The organism is Streptomyces sp. NRRL B-24085, from assembly GCF_001282115.1.
GTDB lineage: Bacteria > Actinomycetota > Actinomycetes > Streptomycetales > Streptomycetaceae > Streptomyces.
The window spans coordinates 1-18,801 of the sequence record NZ_LJBR01000225.1 but is presented as its reverse complement, the minus strand read 5'-3'; the positions used below and the strand labels follow the sequence as shown (position 1 = coordinate 18,801).

17 protein-coding genes are annotated in these 18,801 nt (G+C 72.0%); 7 read left to right on the top strand and 10 right to left on the bottom strand.

What is annotated here, in order from left to right; all coding sequences use genetic code 11:
* The first annotated feature begins 83 nt into the window (after positions 1-83).
* Complete coding sequence (locus tag AOJ26_RS24030; RefSeq protein WP_199828869.1) at positions 84-1,346, top strand: PHB depolymerase family esterase; 1,263 nt, start codon at positions 84-86, stop codon at positions 1,344-1,346.
* A 4-nt stretch (positions 1,347-1,350) separates the two neighbouring features.
* Here the strand turns inward: AOJ26_RS24030 and AOJ26_RS24025 are convergent, their stop codons facing one another.
* Both AOJ26_RS24025 and AOJ26_RS24020 read right to left on the bottom strand, forming a co-directional pair.
* On the bottom strand, positions 1,351-1,530 hold the full coding sequence (locus AOJ26_RS24025; RefSeq protein ID WP_053850427.1) for a hypothetical protein: 180 nt from the start codon (positions 1,528-1,530) through the stop codon (positions 1,351-1,353).
* Positions 1,531-1,814: 284 nt separating this feature from the next.
* Positions 1,815-2,894, bottom strand: a complete 1,080-nt coding sequence (locus tag AOJ26_RS24020; protein WP_053850426.1) for an NADH:flavin oxidoreductase/NADH oxidase — start codon at positions 2,892-2,894, stop codon at positions 1,815-1,817.
* A 160-nt stretch (positions 2,895-3,054) separates the two neighbouring features.
* Here AOJ26_RS24020 and AOJ26_RS24015 point away from each other — a divergent pair, with 160 nt between their 5' ends.
* On the top strand, positions 3,055-3,408 hold the full coding sequence (locus tag AOJ26_RS24015; protein WP_053850425.1) for an ArsR/SmtB family transcription factor: 354 nt from the start codon (positions 3,055-3,057) through the stop codon (positions 3,406-3,408).
* Here the strand turns inward: AOJ26_RS24015 and AOJ26_RS24010 are convergent.
* Together AOJ26_RS24010 and AOJ26_RS24005 are read right to left on the bottom strand one after the other, a co-directional pair.
* Positions 3,328-4,704, bottom strand: a complete 1,377-nt coding sequence (locus tag AOJ26_RS24010; protein WP_053850424.1) for a nucleobase:cation symporter-2 family protein — start codon at positions 4,702-4,704, stop codon at positions 3,328-3,330. The two genes, AOJ26_RS24015 and AOJ26_RS24010, sit on opposite strands and share 81 nt — an antisense overlap.
* 52 nt (positions 4,705-4,756) lie before the next feature.
* On the bottom strand, positions 4,757-6,172 hold the full coding sequence (locus tag AOJ26_RS24005) for an FAD-dependent oxidoreductase (RefSeq protein WP_078960011.1): 1,416 nt from the start codon (positions 6,170-6,172) through the stop codon (positions 4,757-4,759).
* A gap of 189 nt (positions 6,173-6,361) precedes the next feature.
* On the opposite strand from AOJ26_RS24005, the gene AOJ26_RS24000 reads away from it, so the two are divergent.
* Positions 6,362-6,826, top strand: coding sequence for a DUF6214 family protein (locus AOJ26_RS24000; RefSeq protein ID WP_053850423.1), 465 nt, complete (start codon positions 6,362-6,364; stop codon positions 6,824-6,826).
* A 27-nt stretch (positions 6,827-6,853) separates the two neighbouring features.
* Here AOJ26_RS24000 and AOJ26_RS23995 read toward each other — a convergent pair whose 3' ends face one another.
* Positions 6,854-7,522, bottom strand: a complete 669-nt coding sequence (locus AOJ26_RS23995) for a DUF305 domain-containing protein (RefSeq protein WP_053850422.1) — start codon at positions 7,520-7,522, stop codon at positions 6,854-6,856.
* Between the two features lie 96 nt (positions 7,523-7,618).
* Between AOJ26_RS23995 and AOJ26_RS23990 the strand changes: the two genes are divergently transcribed.
* Positions 7,619-9,121 carry an LVIVD repeat-containing protein gene (locus tag AOJ26_RS23990; RefSeq protein ID WP_053850421.1) on the top strand — a complete coding sequence of 501 codons (1,503 nt, stop codon included), beginning with the start codon at positions 7,619-7,621 and terminating at the stop codon, positions 9,119-9,121.
* On the opposite strand, the gene AOJ26_RS23985 is transcribed toward AOJ26_RS23990, so the two are convergent.
* The 4 genes from AOJ26_RS23985 to AOJ26_RS23970 all read right to left on the bottom strand — a co-directional run bounded on the left by AOJ26_RS23985 (position 9,109) and on the right by AOJ26_RS23970 (position 12,260).
* The gene (locus tag AOJ26_RS23985) at positions 9,109-9,783 is read right to left on the bottom strand and encodes a TetR/AcrR family transcriptional regulator (RefSeq protein WP_053850420.1); all 675 of its coding nucleotides are present in this window, start codon (positions 9,781-9,783) and stop codon (positions 9,109-9,111) included. The two genes, AOJ26_RS23990 and AOJ26_RS23985, sit on opposite strands and share 13 nt — an antisense overlap.
* Positions 9,784-10,035: 252 nt before the next feature.
* The gene (locus AOJ26_RS23980; protein ID WP_053850419.1) at positions 10,036-10,728 is read right to left on the bottom strand and encodes an HAD family hydrolase; all 693 of its coding nucleotides are present in this window, start codon (positions 10,726-10,728) and stop codon (positions 10,036-10,038) included.
* 52 nt (positions 10,729-10,780) lie between these two features.
* Positions 10,781-11,452, bottom strand: a complete 672-nt coding sequence (locus AOJ26_RS23975; RefSeq protein ID WP_053850418.1) for a phosphatase PAP2 family protein — start codon at positions 11,450-11,452, stop codon at positions 10,781-10,783.
* Positions 11,453-11,729: 277 nt separating this feature from the next.
* Positions 11,730-12,260 carry a DUF5134 domain-containing protein gene (locus tag AOJ26_RS23970; RefSeq protein WP_053850417.1) on the bottom strand — a complete coding sequence of 177 codons (531 nt, stop codon included), beginning with the start codon at positions 12,258-12,260 and terminating at the stop codon, positions 11,730-11,732.
* 159 nt (positions 12,261-12,419) lie between these two features.
* On the opposite strand from AOJ26_RS23970, the gene AOJ26_RS23965 reads away from it, so the two are divergent.
* The 3 genes from AOJ26_RS23965 (at position 12,420) to AOJ26_RS23955 (ending at position 17,313) form a co-directional block, all read left to right on the top strand.
* Positions 12,420-14,033 (top strand): FUSC family protein, encoded by a 1,614-nt coding sequence (locus tag AOJ26_RS23965; protein WP_053850416.1) that lies wholly within the window; start codon positions 12,420-12,422, stop codon positions 14,031-14,033.
* Complete coding sequence (locus tag AOJ26_RS23960; protein ID WP_053850415.1) at positions 14,030-14,569, top strand: MarR family winged helix-turn-helix transcriptional regulator; 540 nt, start codon at positions 14,030-14,032, stop codon at positions 14,567-14,569. Before AOJ26_RS23965 ends, AOJ26_RS23960 begins: the two co-directional genes overlap by 4 nt.
* 125 nt (positions 14,570-14,694) lie before the next feature.
* On the top strand, positions 14,695-17,313 hold the full coding sequence (locus AOJ26_RS23955; RefSeq protein WP_053850414.1) for a cellulosome protein: 2,619 nt from the start codon (positions 14,695-14,697) through the stop codon (positions 17,311-17,313).
* A 1-nt stretch (position 17,314) separates the two neighbouring features.
* Here the strand turns inward: AOJ26_RS23955 and AOJ26_RS23950 are convergent, their stop codons facing one another.
* A complete protein-coding gene (locus AOJ26_RS23950; protein WP_053850413.1) occupies positions 17,315-18,637 on the bottom strand; it encodes a diacylglycerol/lipid kinase family protein in 1,323 nt (440 codons plus the stop codon).
* Positions 18,638-18,801 lie beyond the last annotated feature (164 nt).

Here is an 18,801-nt window from a genome sequence, read left to right as displayed (position 1 = left end):
ACCCAGCCCACCCCAGCCTGTCGATCCTTCCGGAAGAGAGGGACAAGGACGTGTCCACCACCCCCAGGAGAACGCTGAGTTCGGTGCCCGCGACCCTGCTGGCCTTACTCGTCGCGGCGCTCTTCGCCGCCGTCCCCACCGCGTCGGCCCGCACGGAGGCCGTCCCCACGGCGGCCCTCACCGAGATCACCGGCTTCGGCACCAATCCCAGCAATCTCCAGATGTACCTGTACGTGCCGGACAACGTCACCGCGCACCCGGCGGTCGTCGTGGCGGTGCATTACTGCACCGGCTCGGGCCCGGCCATGTACAGCGGCACCGAGTGGGCCCGACTGGCCGACACCCACGGCTTCGTGGTGATCTACCCCTCGGTCACCCGGTCCAGCAAGTGCTTCGACGTGTCCTCGCCGCAGGCGCTGAAGCGCGGCGGCGGCAGTGACCCCGTCGGCATCAAGTCGATGATTGACTGGACGGTGCGGACCTACTCCGCCGACACCGCCAGGATCTACGCCACCGGCATCTCCTCCGGCGCGATGATGACGAACGTCCTGCTCGGCGACTACCCGGACGTGTTCGCGGCGGGCGCGGCCTTCTCCGGCGTCCCGTTCGGCTGCTTCGCCACGACCGACGGCTCCGAGTGGAACAGCGCCTGCTCCGGCGGGACCGTCACGCGTACCCCGCAGCAGTGGGGCGACCTCGTCCGGGCCGCGTACCCCGGCTACACGGGCCCCCGGCCGCGCATGCAGGTGTGGCACGGCACCGAGGACGACGTGCTGCGCTACCCCAACTTCGGCGAGGAGATCAAGCAGTGGACGAACGTCCTCGGCGTCAGCCAGACACCGGCCGCCACGGACACGCCCGCCTCCGGCTGGACCCGCACCCGCTACGGCGCCACCGGTGACCGGGCACCCGTCGAGGCGATCAGCCTCCAGGGCGTCGGCCACAACCTCTACGCCACCGGCATGGCCGCCCGCGCCCTCACCTTCTTCGGCCTCGACAGCTCGGGCCCGGCACCCCAACCCCAGCCGGGTGCCTGCAAGGTGACGGCCACGGCCAACGCCTGGAGCACCGGTCTGACCGCCTCGGTCACCGTCACCAACACCGGTACAAGCACGGTCAACGGCTGGCAACTGGCCTTCGCCCTGCCCGCCGGCCAGACCATCACCAACGGGTGGGGCGCCACGTACAGCCCGGCCTCCGGCGCGGTGACGGCGACGAACGCGACCTACAACGGCACGATCGCGCCGAACGCGAGCGTCAGCATCGGCTACCAGGCCAACCATGGCGGGAACAGCGCGGCCCCGGGTGCCTTCACCCTCAACGGAAAGGCGTGCACAGCGAGTTGACGGCTCACCGGCCGTCGCGGTCCTCCGGCGGGATGTTCCGGCGCAGCGCGCGGGCGTCCCGCCGGACGGCGTGCCAGGAGCGCAGCAGACCCCGCACCTGGTCGAGCAGTCCGGTGAGGACGTACAGGAACACGGACACCACGCTCGCCGCGCCCAGGATGTCCAGGACGATCCGCGACTCCATGCTCGGGGCCTCCTCCGAGAGGGAGGGCGATCGAACCGAGCGCGAGCCGCAGGCGGGATGGCAGGTGTCTCAGGCCGACCACCCGGTACCGACGGTGATCAACTGAGGCCCTGCCGGCGTGCAGGCCGCGTGTGAAGTTGTCGCGATTGACGCGCCGCCGAGCCGTTCGGCGGACGCGCCCGAAAGGGACGCCGGACCCGTTCCCGTCGCAGTCGGCGAGCCGACCGTGCGCAGGGAGCCTACTTCTCCCGCCCCCTGCGCCGGAGGCCATTCGGGAAACAGGCTCAGACCGACCGGTGGTACTGGTCGGGTACGTGTACGTCCCCGCCCAGCTCGCGGGCAGCGAGCCGGGCCCAGGACGGATTCCGGAGCAGTTCGCGGCCCAGCAGCACCGCGTCCGCCTCACCGTTGGAGAGGATCTTCTCGGCCTGTTCGACCTCGGTGATCAGGCCGACCGCGGCGACCGGGAGGGAGGTCTCCGCCTTGACGCGGGCGGCGAAGGGGACCTGGTAGCCGGGACCGACCGGGATGCGGACGCCCGCCGCGTTGCCGCCGGTGGACACGTCCAGGAGATCGATGCCGTGGGCCCGCAGGTCGTGGGCGAAGCGGACCGTGTCGTCCGGGGTCCAGCCGCCCTCCTCCAGCCAGTCGGTCGCCGAGATGCGGAAGAAGAGGGGCTTGTCGTCGGGCCACACCTCGCGGACCGCGTCGACGACCTCCAGCGCGAAGCGGGTGCGGTTCTCGTACGAGCCGCCGTACTCGTCGGTGCGGTGGTTGCTGTGCGGGGAGAGGAAGTTGCCGATCAGATAGCCGTGCGCGCCGTGGATCTCGGCGACCTCGAAGCCGGCGGCGAGGGCACGCCGGGCCGCGTCCGCGAACTGACCGACCACCTCACCGATCTGAGCGGCAGTCAGCTCTGCCGGCACGGGGTGGCGTTCGTCGTAGGGCAGCGCGCTGGGGCCCAGCGGCTGCCAGCCCAGCGCGTCCGGGGCGAGTGGCGCGCCGCCCTTCCACGGCTGGTCGGTGGAGGCCTTGCGGCCGGCATGGGCGAGCTGGATGCCCGGGACCGTGCCCTGGGAGACCAGGAAGCGGGTGATGCGGCGGAACGCCTCCACCTGGGTGTCGTTCCAGATGCCAAGGTCGTAGGGGGTGATACGGCCCTCCGGGCTGACCCCGGTGGCCTCGACGATGATCAGGCCGGTGCCGCCAGCCGCGCGCGCCGCGTAGTGCGCGAAGTGCCAGTCGTTCGGGGCGCCGGCCGCGGCACCGTCCGGAGCCGCCGAGTACTGGCACATCGGCGGCATCCACACCCGGTTCGGGATCGTCACGTCGCGCAGGGTGAAGGGCTCGAAGAGTGCGCTCACAGCGGGCTCCATTTCGTCACGGGACCGGTGGGGTCGACTCGTACGATAGGCATCGTAGTACGTCGGATGTCAAACTACGAGAGGTCTCGTACAATGGGCTTCCCGAGGCCGGGCCCCGAGTCCGTACGGCCCCCGGGACGCCTGGAGAAGTGGAGCCGCCGTGACCTCCCCCGCCGTCAGCAGCCGTGCCCTTCCGCACCCGGAGCGTGGCGAGATCCGGCTGGAGGGCATCCTGCACGCCCTCTCCGACCCGATGCGCCTGCGGATCGTGCGAGAGCTCGCCGCGGTCCGCGACGAGCTCTCCTGTTCGCACTTCGACCTGCCCGTCACCAAGTCGACGACCACCCACCACTTCCGGGTGCTGCGCGAGAGCGGGGTGATCCGGCAGGTCTACCGGGGTACGGCCAAGATGAACGGCCTGCGCCGGGACGACCTAGACGGACTCTTCCCGGGGCTCCTCGACGCCCTCCTCGACGCCGCCGCCCGCCAGTCCGTCCGGATCGGGAGCGACTGAACCCCCCTTCGCGGGCAGGTGGTTGAAGAGCAGGTTCAGCACGATCGCCGTCAGGCAGCCCGCGCTGATGCCGCTGTTCATCACCGTCTGGAACCAGTCGGGGAACTTCCCGTAGATCGTCGGCACGCCGACCGGCAGCACGCCCATGGCCACCGAGACGGCCACCACCGTCAGGTTGTTGTTGCCCCTGAAGTCCACCTGGGCGAGGGTCCTCAGCCCGCTCGCCGCGACCGTCCCGAACATCACCAGGCCCGCTCCGCCCAGCACCGGCGCGGGTATCGCCGCGACCACCGCGCCCAGCTTGGGCAGCAGTCCCAGCACGACCAGGATGCCGCCGGCCGCGGCGACGACCCAGCGGCTGCGCACCCGGGTCATGCCGACGAGGCCCACGTTCTGGGCGTACGCCGTGTACGGGAAGGTGTTGAAGACGCCGCCGAGCACGGTGGACAGACCGTCGGCGCGCAGTCCGTCCGACAGGGAGCGCGGCTCGACCCGGCGGTCCGTCATCTCCCCGACCGCGATCAGGTCACCGGTGGTCTCGGTCATCGTCACCAGCGCGACGACCAGCATCGACACGATCGCCGAGAACTCGAAGACGGGCGCCCCGAAGTGGAACGGCGTGCTGATCCCGGCCCAGTCCGCGTCCCCGACCCCGCCGAAGTCCGTGAACCCGAAGGGGACGGCCACCGCCAGGCCCACGAGGATGCCGACCAGTACGGCGATCCGGCTCAGGAAGGCCGGCGCGAACCGCTGCACGCCCAGGACCACGACCAGGACGAAGGCGGCCAGCGCGATGTTCCTCGGTGCACCGAAGTCGGCCGAACCGGCGCCGCCCGCCGCCCAGTTGCCGGCGACCGGCAGCAGCGAGATGCCGATGACCAGGATCACCGTGCCCGTGACCAGCGGCGGGAAGAAGCGGAGGAGTCTGCCGAAGACCGGGGCCAGCAGCATGATCGCGAGGCCCGCGACGATCACCGAGCCGTAGATCGCCGGGAGTCCGCCGCCCGTCGTGCCGATCAGGACCATCGGGGACACGGCCGCGAAGGTGCAGCCCTGCATGATCGGGAGCCGGACCCCGAAACGCCAGAAGCCGACGCACTGGACGAGGGTGGCGATGCCGCACACCAGGAGGTCGGCGGTGATCAGATAGGCCAGGTCCGCGGGCGGCAGCTTCATCGCGCTGCCGACGATCAGGGGGACGGCCACGGCGCCGGCGTACATCGCGAGGACGTGCTGGAGGCCGAGGGCGGCGAGTTGGCGTACCGGGGGGACTTGGTCGACGGGGTGCTTGGTCATGGGGGGACCGTAAGCTCCTTGCACAGTCTGTTGATTTCGGGGGTGTTGCCGGTCAGTTGCCCGGTGCGGGCTCGTGGTGACCGGCCGCGCCCGCGCGGGGCCGGCCGCGTCCGGGCACGGCCTCGCGCCCCTGGACGCCGTGGGCGGCGTCCAGGAGGGACTGCCAGTCGGGGAGTTTGACCACGCCCCGGCCCAGGGACGCTCCGAGCTCCGCCTCCGCCCGTTCGATGGCGCACCAGCCCGCCCACTCCACCGGCTGGAGTCCCGCCGCCCGCAGGACGTCGAGCGGATCCTCGTGCCGTTCTCCGCGTACGAGCGCGGGCGCGTCCTCGAGGAGCGAGGCCACCGTCTCCTTGGCGTCCGGGCGGTTAGTGCCGATCACGCCGGTAGGACCGCGCTTGATCCAGCCGGCCACGTACTCTCCGGGGACGGCGGAACCGTCGCGCACAACACGGCCCTCGACGTTGGGCACCGTGCCGCTCTCCGCGTCGAACGGCAAGCCCGGCACCGGCAGGCCCCGGTAGCCCACCGACCGCAGCACCAACTGGGCCTCGATCTCCTCGAACTCACCGGTGCCGCGCACACCGCCGCGCCCGTCCGGCAGGGTCCGCTCGAAGCGCACCGCTCCCACGCGGCCGCCGTCGGCGAGGACTTCGACGGGACGCAGGAAGAAGCGCAACGAGATCCTGCGGGACGACGGTTGTGCCTCCGCCGCCGCCCAGCCCCGCAGCACCTCCACGTTCCGGCGCTGCGGAGCGGACAGGGGCGAGGGGTCGAGGTACGCCGGATCCAGCGCCAACTCCTCGGCCGCGACCGCCACTTCGGTGTTCGGGAGCGACCCCAGCTCGCGCAGCTCCTTGGTGGTGAAGCGGGCCTGGGAGGGGCCTCGGCGACCCACCATGTGGACCTCCCTCACCCGGCTGGCCGCCAACGCGGTGAGCGCCGTATGCGGGATGTCGGTCGGGCTGAGCTCGGTCGTCCCGCGCACCAGCATCCGCGTCACGTCGACGGCGACGTTGCCCACACCGATGACCACCGCCGACCGGGCTCCCGCCACGAAACCGTCGGCCCTCGAGTCGGGATGCGCGCTGTACCAGGACACGAACTCCGTCGCCGACCAGCTCCCCGGCAGCTCCTCGCCCGGGATCCCGAGATGCCGGTCGGTGGCGGCGCCCACGCAGTACACGACGGCGTGGTACAGCTCGCGCAACCGCGCGGCCGGCACCCCACCGGGGCCGATCTCGACACCTCCGGCGAACCGCACCCGCTCGTGCTCCAGGATCGTCCGCAGGGTGTTCTGGAGCGATTTGATCTTCTCGTGGTCCGGTGCCACGCCGTAGCGCACCAGACCGTACGGGCATGGCAGCCGGTCCAGGACGTCCACGAGCACGTCGGGGTCCTGCTGGACGAGGCTCTGGGCGGTGTAGCACCCGCTGGGCCCGGAGCCGACGACGGCGACACGCAGCACGGCCGAACTCCTTACGAGAGGAGTTGCTGACACCCCCAGGATCGCACCGCCCGTGCTGCTCTGACAGGGTGCCGGAGGGGCCTGGGCGTGCGTGTCCGCGTACGGCGAGTGTGATCATGCGGTTACGTTGCGTGTGTGCTAGAAGCATCCTTTCTTAATCTTTCTGATCGTTGTCCGACGGACGGCAGCGTGTCCGTGTGGCCCGCGTGGGAAGTGCGGGAGGACGGGGGCGCGACGGCGTGGTTCCAGGTCCGGCTGGTCTTCCCCGACGGTGCCCGGGTGGACGCCCTCGCGGTGGTGAGCGAGGACGGTGTCTGTCTGGAGGACGTGCGGGCGCAGCCGGCGCTCTCGCTCGACGACCTGGGCGCGCTCGCGGACTGGATCGAGCAGCCCCTCTTCGAGGCGTGCGGCCGCACGCCCGAGGCGGAGGCCGACGCGGAGGCGGGCGCGGCGCGTCGCGCCCGCCCGGCCTGGCCCCGGGGGATCGAGGGGCGGTGGCTGATCGCGCAGGAGTACCGGGCCGCCCAGGAGGACGGCGTCGACCCGGTCCTCGCCGTGATGTGCGCGACCGGGCACAGCCGCCGCAAGTCGCTCAGGCTCATCTCGCAGGCGCGCGACGCGGGCTTCCTGACGCCACGTCATGCGCGGCGGTGAGCACGGCCGTTGGGTCGACCGATCCGCTCAGAGCATGTCCCGCATGCGGTTGATCTCGCTGGTCTGCTGGGCCACCACGTCGTCCGCCATCTCCTCGATCCGGATGTTGTTGCCCTGGCCCTTCACGTCCGTCGCCATGGTGATCGCCCCCTCGTGATGGGTGATCATCAGGGTGAGGAAGAGCTCGTCGAAGGCCTTCCCCTTCGCCGCGCGCAACTTCTTCAGCTGAGCGTCGGTCGCCATGCCGGGCATCGTCGCGTGCGCGTGGCCGTCGCTCTTCTCGGACTGGCCGTGCTCCTTCAGCCAGGCCCGCATCGCCTCGATCTCCGGCCCCTGCGCGGCCGAGATACGTTCGGCGAGGGCCTTGAGCCTCGCCGACTCGGCGCGCCGCGGCGCCAGTTCGGTCAGTTCCAGGGCCTGGGCGTGGTGCGCGATCATCATCCGGGCGTACGAGACGTCGGCCGAGTTCGGGGTGTCGTCGTCGGCCCGCTGTTCCTCGGCGTCCTGGGCGGACAGCGTGCGGTTCGCCTCACCGGGCTTGCCGGGCGCCAGCACCGAAGGTCCGCTCGCCGGGGCGGACTTGGAGTCCCCGCCGGAGTCGCAGCCCCCGAGGGCCAGGGCTGCCAGCGCGGCCAGGGTGGCCGTCACGCAGGGCGCGCGGCGGAAAAGCACAGTGGTCACCCGTGTTCCTTTCATGACGAGTTCGTTGCCCCCTGTTGATCTGTGCATGGTGAAGACGATACTGCGGTGACGCGTGAACCGTTCCACATGAACGGCACAGGGAGGAAAACAGTGATCCTGTTGAGAGAGTCCCGAACCCGGCACAGACGTCTGGGAGTTGCCGCGGCCGCCGCGGGTCTCCTGGCCGCGCTGCTCACCGCCGGTCCCGCCGTCGCGACCCCCGACCCCGGGGACGGCCCGACGACCGGCAAGGGCGTCTCCAAGAGCACCGAGGCCGAGGTGAAGGCCGCGATCGCCGACGGCGAGATACCCGGCCAGGACGAGATCGTCCACTCCGGCAACATCGAGCACCTCGTCAACATCCCCAAGGACGCACTGCCCGGCACCAATTCGGACCTGGCCTTCCAGGGCAGGTACGCCTTCTCCGGGAACTACGACGGCTTCCGCATCTTCGACATCAGCAACCCGAGGGCGCCGAAGACCGTCGCCCAGGTGCTGTGCCCCGGATCCCAGAACGACATCTCCGTCTCCGGGAACCTGCTGTTCCTGTCCACCGACTCCTCGCGCAGTGACAGCAGTTGCAACAGCACCACCCAGCCCGCGACCGAGAAGTCGTCGTGGGAGGGCATGAAGGTCTTCGACATCAGCGACAAGCGGAACCCGAAGTACGTCGCCGCCGTGGAGACCGCCTGCGGCTCGCACACCCACACGCTGGTGCCCGAGCGCAGGAACGTCTACATCTACGTCTCCTCGTACTCGCCGAACGCTGCCTACCCCGACTGCCAGCCGCCGCACGACGGCATCTCGGTCATCAAGGTCCCGCGGAACGCCCCCGAGAAGGCGGCCGTGGTGAGCTTCCCGGTGCTCTTCCCGGGCGAGGGCCCCGACGGCGGCGGCAACCCCGGCTCACCCACCAACCCGGGCGTCTCCAAGACCACCGGCTGCCACGACATCACGGTGCTCCCGGACGAGGACCTGGCGGCGGGCGCCTGCATGGGGGACGGCATCCTGTTCTCCATCAAGGACCCCGAGAACCCGAAGGTCATCGACCGGGTGCAGGACAACGTGAACTTCGCGTTCTGGCACTCGGCGACCTTCAACCAGCGGGCGAACAAGGTCGTCTTCACCGACGAGCTGGGCGGCGGCGGTGCGGCCACCTGCAACGCGGAGATCGGCCCGAACCGCGGCGCCGACGGCATCTACGACATCGTCGGCAAGGGCGACAAGCGCAAGCTCGTCTTCCGCAGCTACTTCAAGATCCCCCGCCACCAGGCGGACGTCGAGGTGTGCGTGGCCCACAACGGCTCGCTGATCCCGGTCAAGGGCAGGGACATCATGGTCCAGGCCTGGTACCAGGGCGGCGTCTCCGTCTGGGACTTCACGAACTCCGCGCGCCCGAAGGAGATCGGCTACTTCGAGCGCGGCCCGGTCACCACCGAGCGGCTGACGACCGCCGGCTCCTGGTCGGCGTACTACTACAACGGCTACATCTACTCCAACGACATCGCCAAGGGCTTCGACGTGCTGAAGCTCAGCGACAAGCGGACGGACGCGGCCAGGAAGGTGCGGCTCGGCGAGCTCAACGTCCAGACGCAGCCGGACTACTTCGACTGACCCCCGGCCTCCGGGCCGGTCTCGAAGAACCGCGACAGATCCGTGTCGTACGTCCCGCCGGGCGCCTCGGTGCCCGGCGGGACGCCCTGCTCCCAGTCGAGCCGGTAGCGCGTGAACAGCTCGGCCCGCAGGGTGGTGATCGGCATCGGGACGTTCGGCAGGACCATCGCGTAGACCGCGCCCATGAGCTGCGAGCGCAGCATCGGGTAGTCGGTCTCGACCGTCTGCGAACCGTGCCGTTCCATCGTGTCCCGCAGCAGTTCGGCCAGGCGCCGCTGCTCCGGGCACTGCACGAAGCCCTCGGTGTCCAGCAGGCCCGCCATGTGCTGGCGCATCAGCACCGTCCGGTCCCGGGCCAGGCCCAGGACCGCGTCGATGGCCCGGGCCATCCGCTCCCGGCCGTCCTCGGTGCGCGGCTCGCGCTCCAGCGCCTCCTCCAGCGTGCGGTGCATGAGCCGGTGCACGGCGGACTGCACGAGCTGGCGCTTGCCGGGGAAGTAGTACGACACCAGACCGCGCGCCGAACCGGCCCGGTCCGCGATGTCGCCGAGGGTCGTGGCCTCGTAGCCGCGCTCGGAGACCAGCTCCAGCGCCGCCTGCAGGAGCCGCTCCCGGGAACGACGGCGCAGCTCTTCGTTGACCGAGGCGCTGCGCGGGGACATGCTGTAACTCCTGCGTTGACTGGCTACCAGCCAACTATACTCAGTGCGTCCCGGACCGGCCCGGAAAAGGCCTGGTCGGGGCTGCCGCCTGCTCTGGGCGACGCGGGGGATCGTCCAGGGTGGGCGAGCATACTCCCCGATGGTGTCCTCAGGCGACCACCTGGACGGGGTGACCACCCCGTTTTCGGACACTTTTCGGTGTCGCACGTGGGCGTCGATCCCGCGCGTGGACCGTGCCGTCGAGCCGGGGTCTCACTTCACCAGATCGAGAACGGCCAGCAGCGCGTCCGGCCGCTGTGCCGCCGGCAGGTGATCCACGAAGTGCACCCCGCAGCCCAGGGCCGCGGCGCCCCCGTCCGCCCGCCGGTCGTCGCCGACCATCAGGACGTCCCGGGGCGCCACGCCGAGCGCCGTGCAGGCGGTCTTGAACAGCCGGGGGTCCGGCTTCTGGATGCCGTGCTCGTACGACAGCACGTACTCGTCGACGTACGGATCGAGCCCGTGCGCGCGGAAGACGGGCCGCAGGTCCCAGCCGATGTTGCTGACCACGCCCACCTTGGTCCCGCGCTCGCGGAGCGTGCGCAGCACCTCGGCGGCGTCGGGATACGGCTGCCAGGCGGCCGGCAGCATGTGCCGCTCGTAGAGCGCGTCGTGCAGGGCGGGATCCGGCAGTGTGACGAGCCGTGACAGCCCGGTGTACGCCGCCCGGTGCAGCTCGGCGCTCTCGTCCCGGACGTGCCACATGGCCGCGAGCTCGTCGGGCATCGGCACCCGGGGCGCGAGTCCGCCGGGCAGTGCCCCCACGCTCTCCAGCTCCCGCGCGGCCCGCGTCAACTCGGCCTCGGGGAGGGTGATTCCCGCCTCGTCGAGGACGGCCCTCAGCCAGGCGTCGGTGGACTCGATACGGAAGAGGGTGCCCGAGAAGTCGAACAGCACGGCAGTCATACGGTGATCCTACGGACCGGGATCGCCCGCGAGGCCATGAGGTCCGGGCAGGTCAAGGCCGGTACCGCTGGTGCACCAGGACGGCCGCGGACACGAGCGTCGCGCCCATGAGCCAGCCGCCGAGGACGTCGGTGGGCCAGTGGACGCCCAGCCAGACGCGGGTGAGGCCCACGCCCACGACGGAGAGCACGGCGAGCGCGAGGGCCGTGAGCCACAGCGCGCGGCCGACACCGTGGTGGTGCAGGAGCCACAGGAGGAGACCGCACACGACCGTGGCCGTCAGCGCGTGGCCCGACGGGTAGGCGGCGAAGTGCGCGGTGTCGACGGGGTCCGGCCAGACGGGGCGTTCGCGGCCGACGGCGGCCTTCATGACCTGCTGGACCAGTGTGCCCAGCGCACATGTGGCCACCAGCCATACGGCGAGCCAGCGGGCATTGCGCCGCCACACCAGCCAGATCGCCACGACCGCAGCGAGGAGGCGCATCGCCCACGGGTCCCAGACCCAGTCCGTGAGGATGCGGAAGACGTGGGTGAGCCCCGGTTCGTCGACCGCCCAGCGATGGGTGGTGCCGGCGATGTCGCCGTCCACGTCGAGCAGCGGATGCCACTTCGCCGCGACCAGCACGAGCAGCAGCACCGAGCACAGGGCGAGGACACCGGTCGCGCGGGCGGCGCTCCAGTGCTCCGGCGGACGGGGCGGGGACTCGACGGACGGGGTGTGCATACTGCGATCCTCGCCGACCGGTGTGGTGTGAGGCGAATCCCGGGATGCGGGGGGACGGGCGGTCCTGTGCCGGGTTCCCGTCATCCGCGGATGCATGCCGACGCCGGGAGGCCGTCAATGACTCCTGGCCGGGCAGTGCCGGGACGCCGTCAGCGGCTCCCGGGCCGGGCGATGCCGGGATGCCGTACGTGGCTCCTCGCCGGGCAACGCCGGGGCGCCGAGGGCGAGTTCCGCCGAGTCCCGCCAGTGCCCTCGCGCCCGCCGACCACCGCACATGTCAGAGCGTCAGCAGCATGGCCACCATCGCGATGCCCATCGACAACCGGCACACCCGCGCGAGTTCGGGACGGTCGCCCCAGCCGACGGTGCTCCCACCGGCGGTCACCGGTATCAGGCGGGCGCCGGACAGCAGGACGTAGCCCGCGAAGTAGAGGAGCAGCACGCCGGTCACCACGGGCACCCCCGCACCTCCGTGGTGTCCGGGGGAGGCCGCCATCACCACCGCCATGTAGACCATGGCCCCCGCCCCCACCAGGTGGTGCAGGTGGTGAGCGCTGGTGCGCGCCGCCCACAGCGCGCGCAGCGCGGCCGCGCCGAACACCGCCGCGCACAGGGGCCAGGCCCACGCCGGTGGTGTGAACACGGCGGCCGGCACGGCCATCGCGGCCATCCCGAAGCCCATCAGCGCCTCACCGCCCGCGGCCCGGCGCTGCTCCTCGACACTGCTGCGCATCCGCAGCAGGCAGTACGCCCCGGTCGCCGCGCAGAGCGCGACCAGCAGCCAGCCGGGCGAAGCCGGTCCGTGCACGCCCACCTCCCCGCTCGACGGTCGGTCAAGGCCTGCCCGGGCCGTGCGGCGCGCAATCGAGCGCAAGGGTGTACGCGGGGAGCGTGCGGCGGAGCACACCAGGTCAGGGGGATGTCCCTCATATCGTTTACGAGTAAAACACCTGTTAAAGTGTTGAGCATGAGCAGTGTGACCCCCCGCCCCGACACCTCCAGCACACGCCGTCTCCCCCTGGCCGGCGTGCTGCGCCTCGGCAGGCCCTCCGACATCTGGTTCAAGCCCGCCCTGAGCGTGGTGGTCGCGGTCGCCCCACCCAACCTCACCCTGCTCGCCCTCGGCCGCCTCGACCTGGCGATGTACACCATGGCCGGGTCCCTGTGCGCCCTGTACGCCCACAACCGGCCCTACGCCGCCCGGGCCCGCGCCCTGGCCTGGGTGGTGCTCGGCATGGTCGCGGGTCTGGGTGCCGGTCTGGTCGCCGCCTCGCTCACCGGCGACGCGGTGCTGCTGGTCACCGTCGGCGCGCTGGTGGCCGCCGTGCAGAAGGCGCTCTGCGACGCGACCCGGATCGGTCCGCCGGGCCATGTGGTCCTCACCTTCATCAGCTCCGCGTCCCTCTTCGCTCCGCAGACCCTCGGCCAGGTCCCCGGCCACCTCGCCCTGGCCCTCGCGACGGGCGCCTGGGCGTGGCTGGTGGGCATGGCCCCCGGCCTGCTGCGCCCGCACGGTCCGGAGCGACGGGCCACCGCCCGCGCCCTGGACGCGGCCGCCGCATACGCCGAGAACCCGGGCCCCCGTGCGAGCGGAACCGCGCACGCCGCCGTCCAGGCCGCCTGGCAGACCCTGTTGTCGGCCGGAGCCCGCTCCGGCACCCGGCGGGCGCTGGAACGCCTCGTCGTCCGCGCCGAGATCGCCCTCGCCGCCCCGTCCGACGCGGACCCGGACCGCCTCCGCGCCTGGGCCCGCGACCTGCGCGGCACCGCACCGGTCCCGCAGGCGTCGTACCACGACGAACTCCTCGGCGTGGACGCCGAACTTGCCGCCCCCGCCCACCCCGTGTGGCGCACGCTCGCCCCGATCGCCGTACGCACCGCCCTGGGCTGCGCCCTCGCGGGCTACACCTCCCTCGCGCTCGGCGTGGGCCGCCCCTACTGGGCCCTGGTCACGGCGGCCTCCCTCTACCAGGCCAACGTCACGCTCACCTGGAGCCGGGGCGTCCAGCGGGTCGTCGGCAACCTCCTCGGGGTGCTGGTCTTCGCCGCGGTCGTCCCGCTCGCCCACCTCGGGCCCGCCGCGCTCGTCCTGTGCTGCCTCGCCCTCAACTTCGGCGCCGAGGCGCTCATCGCCCGCAACTACTGGCTCGGCAGTGTCTGCGTGACCCCGATGGCCCTGCTCATCACCGAGTTCGCCGGCTACCAGGAGCCCGGCCGGCTGATCACCGAGCGGGTCCTGGACACCCTCGTCGGGGCGCTCGTCGGATTCGTCGCCGCCGTGGCCGTCACCAACCGGCGGGCGGGCGACCGTGTCGAGCGGTCGCTGGCCGCCGTGGAGCGCGCCCGGGAACACACCGCCCGCCTCCTGGCCGAGCCGCACCCCGCCCCCGGCGCCCTGGACTCCGCCCGTCGCGCCCTCGCCGCCGCCCTGGTCGACCTGCGGGCCGACGTGGAGGCCGCGTCCGGCGAATGGTGGCAGCGCGCCCTGCCCCAGGAGAGGGTCGTGCGCGCCGAACGGGCCGCACACCGTACGCTCGCGGCGACGATCCGGCACCACAGAGCGGAGGGCGCACGCCCATGACGGCACCGAACGGACGACCCGCGGACCCGGCGACGCACGACACCGTCGCCGCCGTCGTCCGGCAGTGGCAGACCGTCCACCCGGGCCTCGACACCGGCCCCATGGAGATCATCGGCCGCGTCAACCGCTGTGCCGCCCTCCTCCAGCAGGCCGAGGACGCCCCGCTGCGCCGGGCCGGGCTCAGCCGCCCCGAGTTCGACCTGCTCGGCGCGCTGCGCCGCACCGGCCACGAGCTCACCCCCGGCGACCTCGCCCGCGAGACCTTCTCCTCCGGGGCCGCCGTCACCAAGCGCCTCAAGCAGCTCACCGAACGGGGCCTGGTGGAGCGCAGGGGCGACACCCGTGACCGGCGCGTCGCCCACGTCCGGCTCACCGAGGCCGGCCGTGAGCTGGTCGACGGCATCCTGCCCGGGCAACTGGCGTACGAGGCGGCCGTGCTGTCCGTCCTGACCCCCGCGGCACGCGACGAACTCGCCGCCGGGCTGGGGGAGCTGCTCGCCCGGCTGGAGGGCACTCCGGGCATGCTGCGCACCTGACCCCTCCGACCTGCGGTTTCGGAAGTTTCGAAGCCGGCGGCCTGTTGACGCGGTCCCCTCGCGCTTCCTACGTTCGTCCAGGTCGGTGCGGATCATCGACGGTCGTACGGAATGTCGGACGAAGGATGGATGCCGTGGCAGCCGAAGGCCCCGCCCGCGAGAAGCTCACCATCGACCTCGGCACCACGACCGGCCCCTTCCACGGGGGAGCGAGCGGCACGCTCTACGGCCTGTACGGCGACGGAGTGCCCAGCCGTGTCGTGGTCGAGGGCATGTACCCGCGGACGGTGACGACCAAGGCCCAGGACGGCACCCAGCATCCCGGCGGCGACGCCCTGGAGATCCTGCCCGCGTTCGTCGCGGCGGGCGGCAGGGACGTCTACGTCTACCTGCCCGACTTCTACCGGGGATTCCCGTACGAGTGGCCGGGCGCCACCGGTGAGGAGCGGCTGGCCGGGCATCTGGACGTGATCCGCCGCCAGGTCGAACACGTCCTGACCATGGGGGAGTTGAAGTCGCACATCGTGTACGTGCCGTTCAACGAGCCCGAGGGCAACATGTTCGGCGCGGGGGAGTGGAGCTACGACGGGGTCGACTGGCGGACCGAACCCGCCCCGTACTTCGCCGCCTGGGAAGCCGCGCACCGCCTCATCAAGGACCTCGACCCGGACGCCCGCGTGGCCGGTCCCAACACCTGCGAGCTGTACCCCGAGGTCAGGGACTTCCTGGAGTTCGCGAAGTCGCACGACGTGCTGCCCGACGTCGTCACCTGGCACGAGCTGTCCTCGCCCGCCGAGGTCCGCACCAACATCGCCGAGTACCGGGAACTGGAAAGCGAGTTGGGCATCGGCCCGCTGCCCGTCAACATCAACGAGTACGCGCACAACTACCACGTCTCCGTCCCCGGCCAGATGATCCAGTGGATCGCCGCGATCGAGGAGTCGAAGGTCGACGCCGACCTCGCCTACTGGAACATCGCCGGCAACCTCAACGACTCGGCGGTGGAGGCGAACAAGGCCAACGGCCAGTGGTGGCTGTACAACGCCTACGGGCAGTTGACCGGGAACACCGTCCGGGTCGTCGCCCCGCACCCCAACGTGCAGTACACCCTCCAGGGCGTGGCCACCCTCGACCGGGACAAGCGCCAGGCCAGGGCGCTGTTCGGGGGCACGGGCGGGGCAGCGGACATCGTGTTCGAGGACGTGGACGCGGAGGTGTTCGGCACGGTGGTCCACGTCCGTCTCACGGAGATCCCCTGGACGGGCCAAGTGGGCGCCTGCGCGCCACCGTTGCGGCTCCGGGACGAGGAAGTACCGGTCGTCGAGGGCACGGTGACGCTGACTCAGACCGGCCTCGACGCGATGTCCGCCTACCAGGTGATCCTCTCCCCGGGCGGCAACGGAGCCTCCGCACTGCCGCCCGCCGTGCGCTGGAAGCGGACGTACGAGGCCGAGGACGCCACCTACACGGGCGGTGGCTACTCGAAGAACGGCCCCGAGGGGTCCCCGTCCGCCGTCGACCGGTTCGCCACCTCCGGCGGCTACCACGTGAGCGGGCTGCGCACCGGCTCCGACGGTGTGCTCGCCTTCGACGTCGAGGTCCCGCAGGACGGAACGTACGACCTCATGGTGTTCGCGGGCTCCCACAACCTCGCCGAGCTGGTGCGCGAGCAGGGTCCCACCAACGTCTTCCTGCGCGTGGACGGCGAGGACCCGCGTGAACTGCGGCTGCCGCTCGGCTACAAGCCGGCGGTGTGGGGCCACACCGACACCCGGGTCGAGCTGACCGCGGGCCGGCACCGGATCACCCTCGCCGCCCAGGACCCCGACCTCGGGGTCACCAAGGGCGACGCGGCCGTCGACAAGCTGGACGTCGTGCTGCGAGAGGAGGACGAAACGGCCCTGTACGACGCCGAGTTCGCGGACCTTCGCGGCGGGGCACGGGTCAGCCACGCCCACCGCGGTGCCTCGGGGCCCGGAGTCGCGGTGCTCCCGCGCGGTGGCACCGTCACCTTCTGGGCGTACGCGGACGACGACGGCGAGGCCTCCGTGACCGTCGACGTACTAGGGCCCGGAGAGGGCGAGTTGCGCGTCAACGGCGAGGAGATCGGGCGCGTCGAGCGCGGCGCCGTACCGCTCTTCCTCGCCGGGGGCGTCAACAAGATCACGATTACCGGGACCTCGGACCGGCTGATCGTCGACCGGCTGCGGATCGCCCCCTCACGCGGCCTGCTGCCCACCACCGTGCACGCCGCCGAGGAAGGCGTCCTGACCGGGACGGCCAGGGTCACCGGACACCCGTACGCCACGGGCGGCAAGGCGGTCGACGGTGTCGGCGCGGGCCCCGAGAACGCGCTCACCCTCACGGTCACCGCCCACCGCGCCGGACGCCACGCGCTGACGATCCGCTACTCCAACGGCGAGCAGCCCCCGTCCACCCACTACAACCCGGACCCGGTGTGCCGCCACGCCGACATCTCCGTCAACGGCGCCCCCGCGCACCGCGTCCTGTTCCCCACCACCTTCCACTTCGACAACTTCTGGAACCTGTCCCTGCCGGTCACACTGCGCCCGGGCCGCAACACCCTCACCTTCACCGCCGACGAACTCCCCGACTTCGCCGGCGACACCAGGAACGCGTTCGGCCAACGCTCCGCCTACGCCCCCGTCATCGACCAGGTCACGGTGACCCCGCTGGCTCCGGCGGAGGCCGACACCGACGTCGGAACGAGCACCCTGCGCTGACTCAGCCCCGCCCGGCCGGTGCCGCCAGCTTGCGCAACCGGCGCCAGTTCAGGCGGGGTTGGGGTGTGGGTACGCCGGGGCGTCTCCGCGGGACACGGACGCGGAGCGCCCCGGACGCGACACGGCAGTGGACCGGGGTGGGCAGGACCAGGGCCTCGCCGTCGACACCGACCTCGATCTCCGGACGGTCGGCGTCGACGACCACCTCCCGCGCGGCCAGGACCGCGAGCCCCGCCGGATCGGGGTCGAGCAGCAGCGCCGCCGCCTCGGCCGCGCTGTCCACCCGGACACCGAGGACGCCGAGCACCCCGGCGTCCAGCCGCTCACGGCGACCGAGGCCCACCGGGTCACCGGTGCGGTAGGCGTTGTTGCTGACCAGCACGGCCTGCGGCCGGTCGATCGTGGTCGTCCCGACGTGCGCGGTCAGGTGCGGGCCGCGCTGCCGGGTGAGCAGATCGGGCAGCAGCTCCAGAGTGGTGCCGATCTTGTCGTCGCGGTAGGCGGGACTCTGGACGACCGCCGCGTACGCCCCGAAGGAGGCGTTGTTGACGAACGGACGGTCCGCCACGAACCCGAGGTCCACCCGCAGCTCCACCCCGTCGGTGAGCGCGTCGAGGCAGGCCGCGGGATCGGTGCGGTCGAGGCCGAGATCCATGGCGAAGTGGTTGCGGGTACCGGCGGAGATCACCAGGAACGGCAGGTCGTGCTCCGCGGCGACGGCGGCGACCAGCGCCTGGGTGCCGTCGCCGCCCGCGACGCCGAGCAGGTCCGCGCCCTCCGCCACGGCTGCCCGGGCCAGCGCGGTCACGTCCTGGTGCTCCTCGGGGTCGAGCAGCACGACCCGCGCGCCCAGACGTTCGGCCTTCTCCCGCAGCTGGAACCGCTCGACCTTCCCGTCCCCGGAGCGGGGGTTCATGATCAGGAAGGGGCGCCGCACGGACCGGGCCCGGTGCTCCTTCATCCGCTTCGGACGGGCGCCGGTGCTGCGCAGCGCGTGCCGCCCGCTCCACACGGCGACACTCCACAGCACCGGCGACAGCAGGAGCACCCAGCCCAGGGTGAGCACGAAGAGGACGAGGACGAGGGCGGGGGTGACGACCGCGAGCCCGGCCGCCAGCCAGCGCTCCGGTCCGCGCCGGGTCAGCGTCCACCACACCGCGGCCGCGGTGACGGCGGCGCCGGCGAGCCCGGCGGCCAGCAGCAGTACGCCGCCGAGACCGCCGTGGGCGAGGGGGAGCAGGACGGCGAGGGCGGCCGCGGCGAGGGAGGTCCTGGCGGCCCATTGCTGTCCGCGCCGGCCCGGGCCGTTCAGGTCCACACTCATGTGCTCCTCCACTGCTCGACCCACCCTGGGGCCACGGCGGTCGGCGGAGCATATCCGAGGCGCCGAAACGGACGGCGTCGCGCGGGGTGCGGTCAGATGCCGGGCCGGCACGGTACGGCGTCGCGCGGGGTGGGGTCGGATGCCGGGCCGGTACCTGACCGCAC

Excerpts from the sequence above, each read along its gene's own strand:
- AOJ26_RS24025 (WP_053850427.1), bottom strand. The coding sequence starts at position 1,530 with ATGGAGTCGCGGATCGTCCTGGACATCCTGGGCGCGGCGAGCGTGGTG.
- AOJ26_RS24010 (WP_053850424.1), bottom strand. The coding sequence starts at position 4,704 with ATGACCAAGCACCCCGTCGACCAAGTCCCCCCGGTACGCCAACTCGCC.
- AOJ26_RS23995 (WP_053850422.1), bottom strand. The coding sequence starts at position 7,522 with ATGAAAGGAACACGGGTGACCACTGTGCTTTTCCGCCGCGCGCCCTGC.
- AOJ26_RS23985 (WP_053850420.1), bottom strand. The coding sequence starts at position 9,783 with ATGTCCCCGCGCAGCGCCTCGGTCAACGAAGAGCTGCGCCGTCGTTCC.
- AOJ26_RS23980 (WP_053850419.1), bottom strand. The coding sequence starts at position 10,728 with ATGACTGCCGTGCTGTTCGACTTCTCGGGCACCCTCTTCCGTATCGAG.
- AOJ26_RS23975 (WP_053850418.1), bottom strand. The coding sequence starts at position 11,452 with ATGCACACCCCGTCCGTCGAGTCCCCGCCCCGTCCGCCGGAGCACTGG.
- AOJ26_RS23965 (WP_053850416.1), top strand. The coding sequence starts at position 12,420 with ATGAGCAGTGTGACCCCCCGCCCCGACACCTCCAGCACACGCCGTCTC.
- AOJ26_RS23960 (WP_053850415.1), top strand. The coding sequence starts at position 14,030 with ATGACGGCACCGAACGGACGACCCGCGGACCCGGCGACGCACGACACC.
- AOJ26_RS23955 (WP_053850414.1), top strand. The coding sequence starts at position 14,695 with ATGGATGCCGTGGCAGCCGAAGGCCCCGCCCGCGAGAAGCTCACCATC.
- AOJ26_RS23950 (WP_053850413.1), bottom strand. The coding sequence starts at position 18,637 with ATGAGTGTGGACCTGAACGGCCCGGGCCGGCGCGGACAGCAATGGGCC.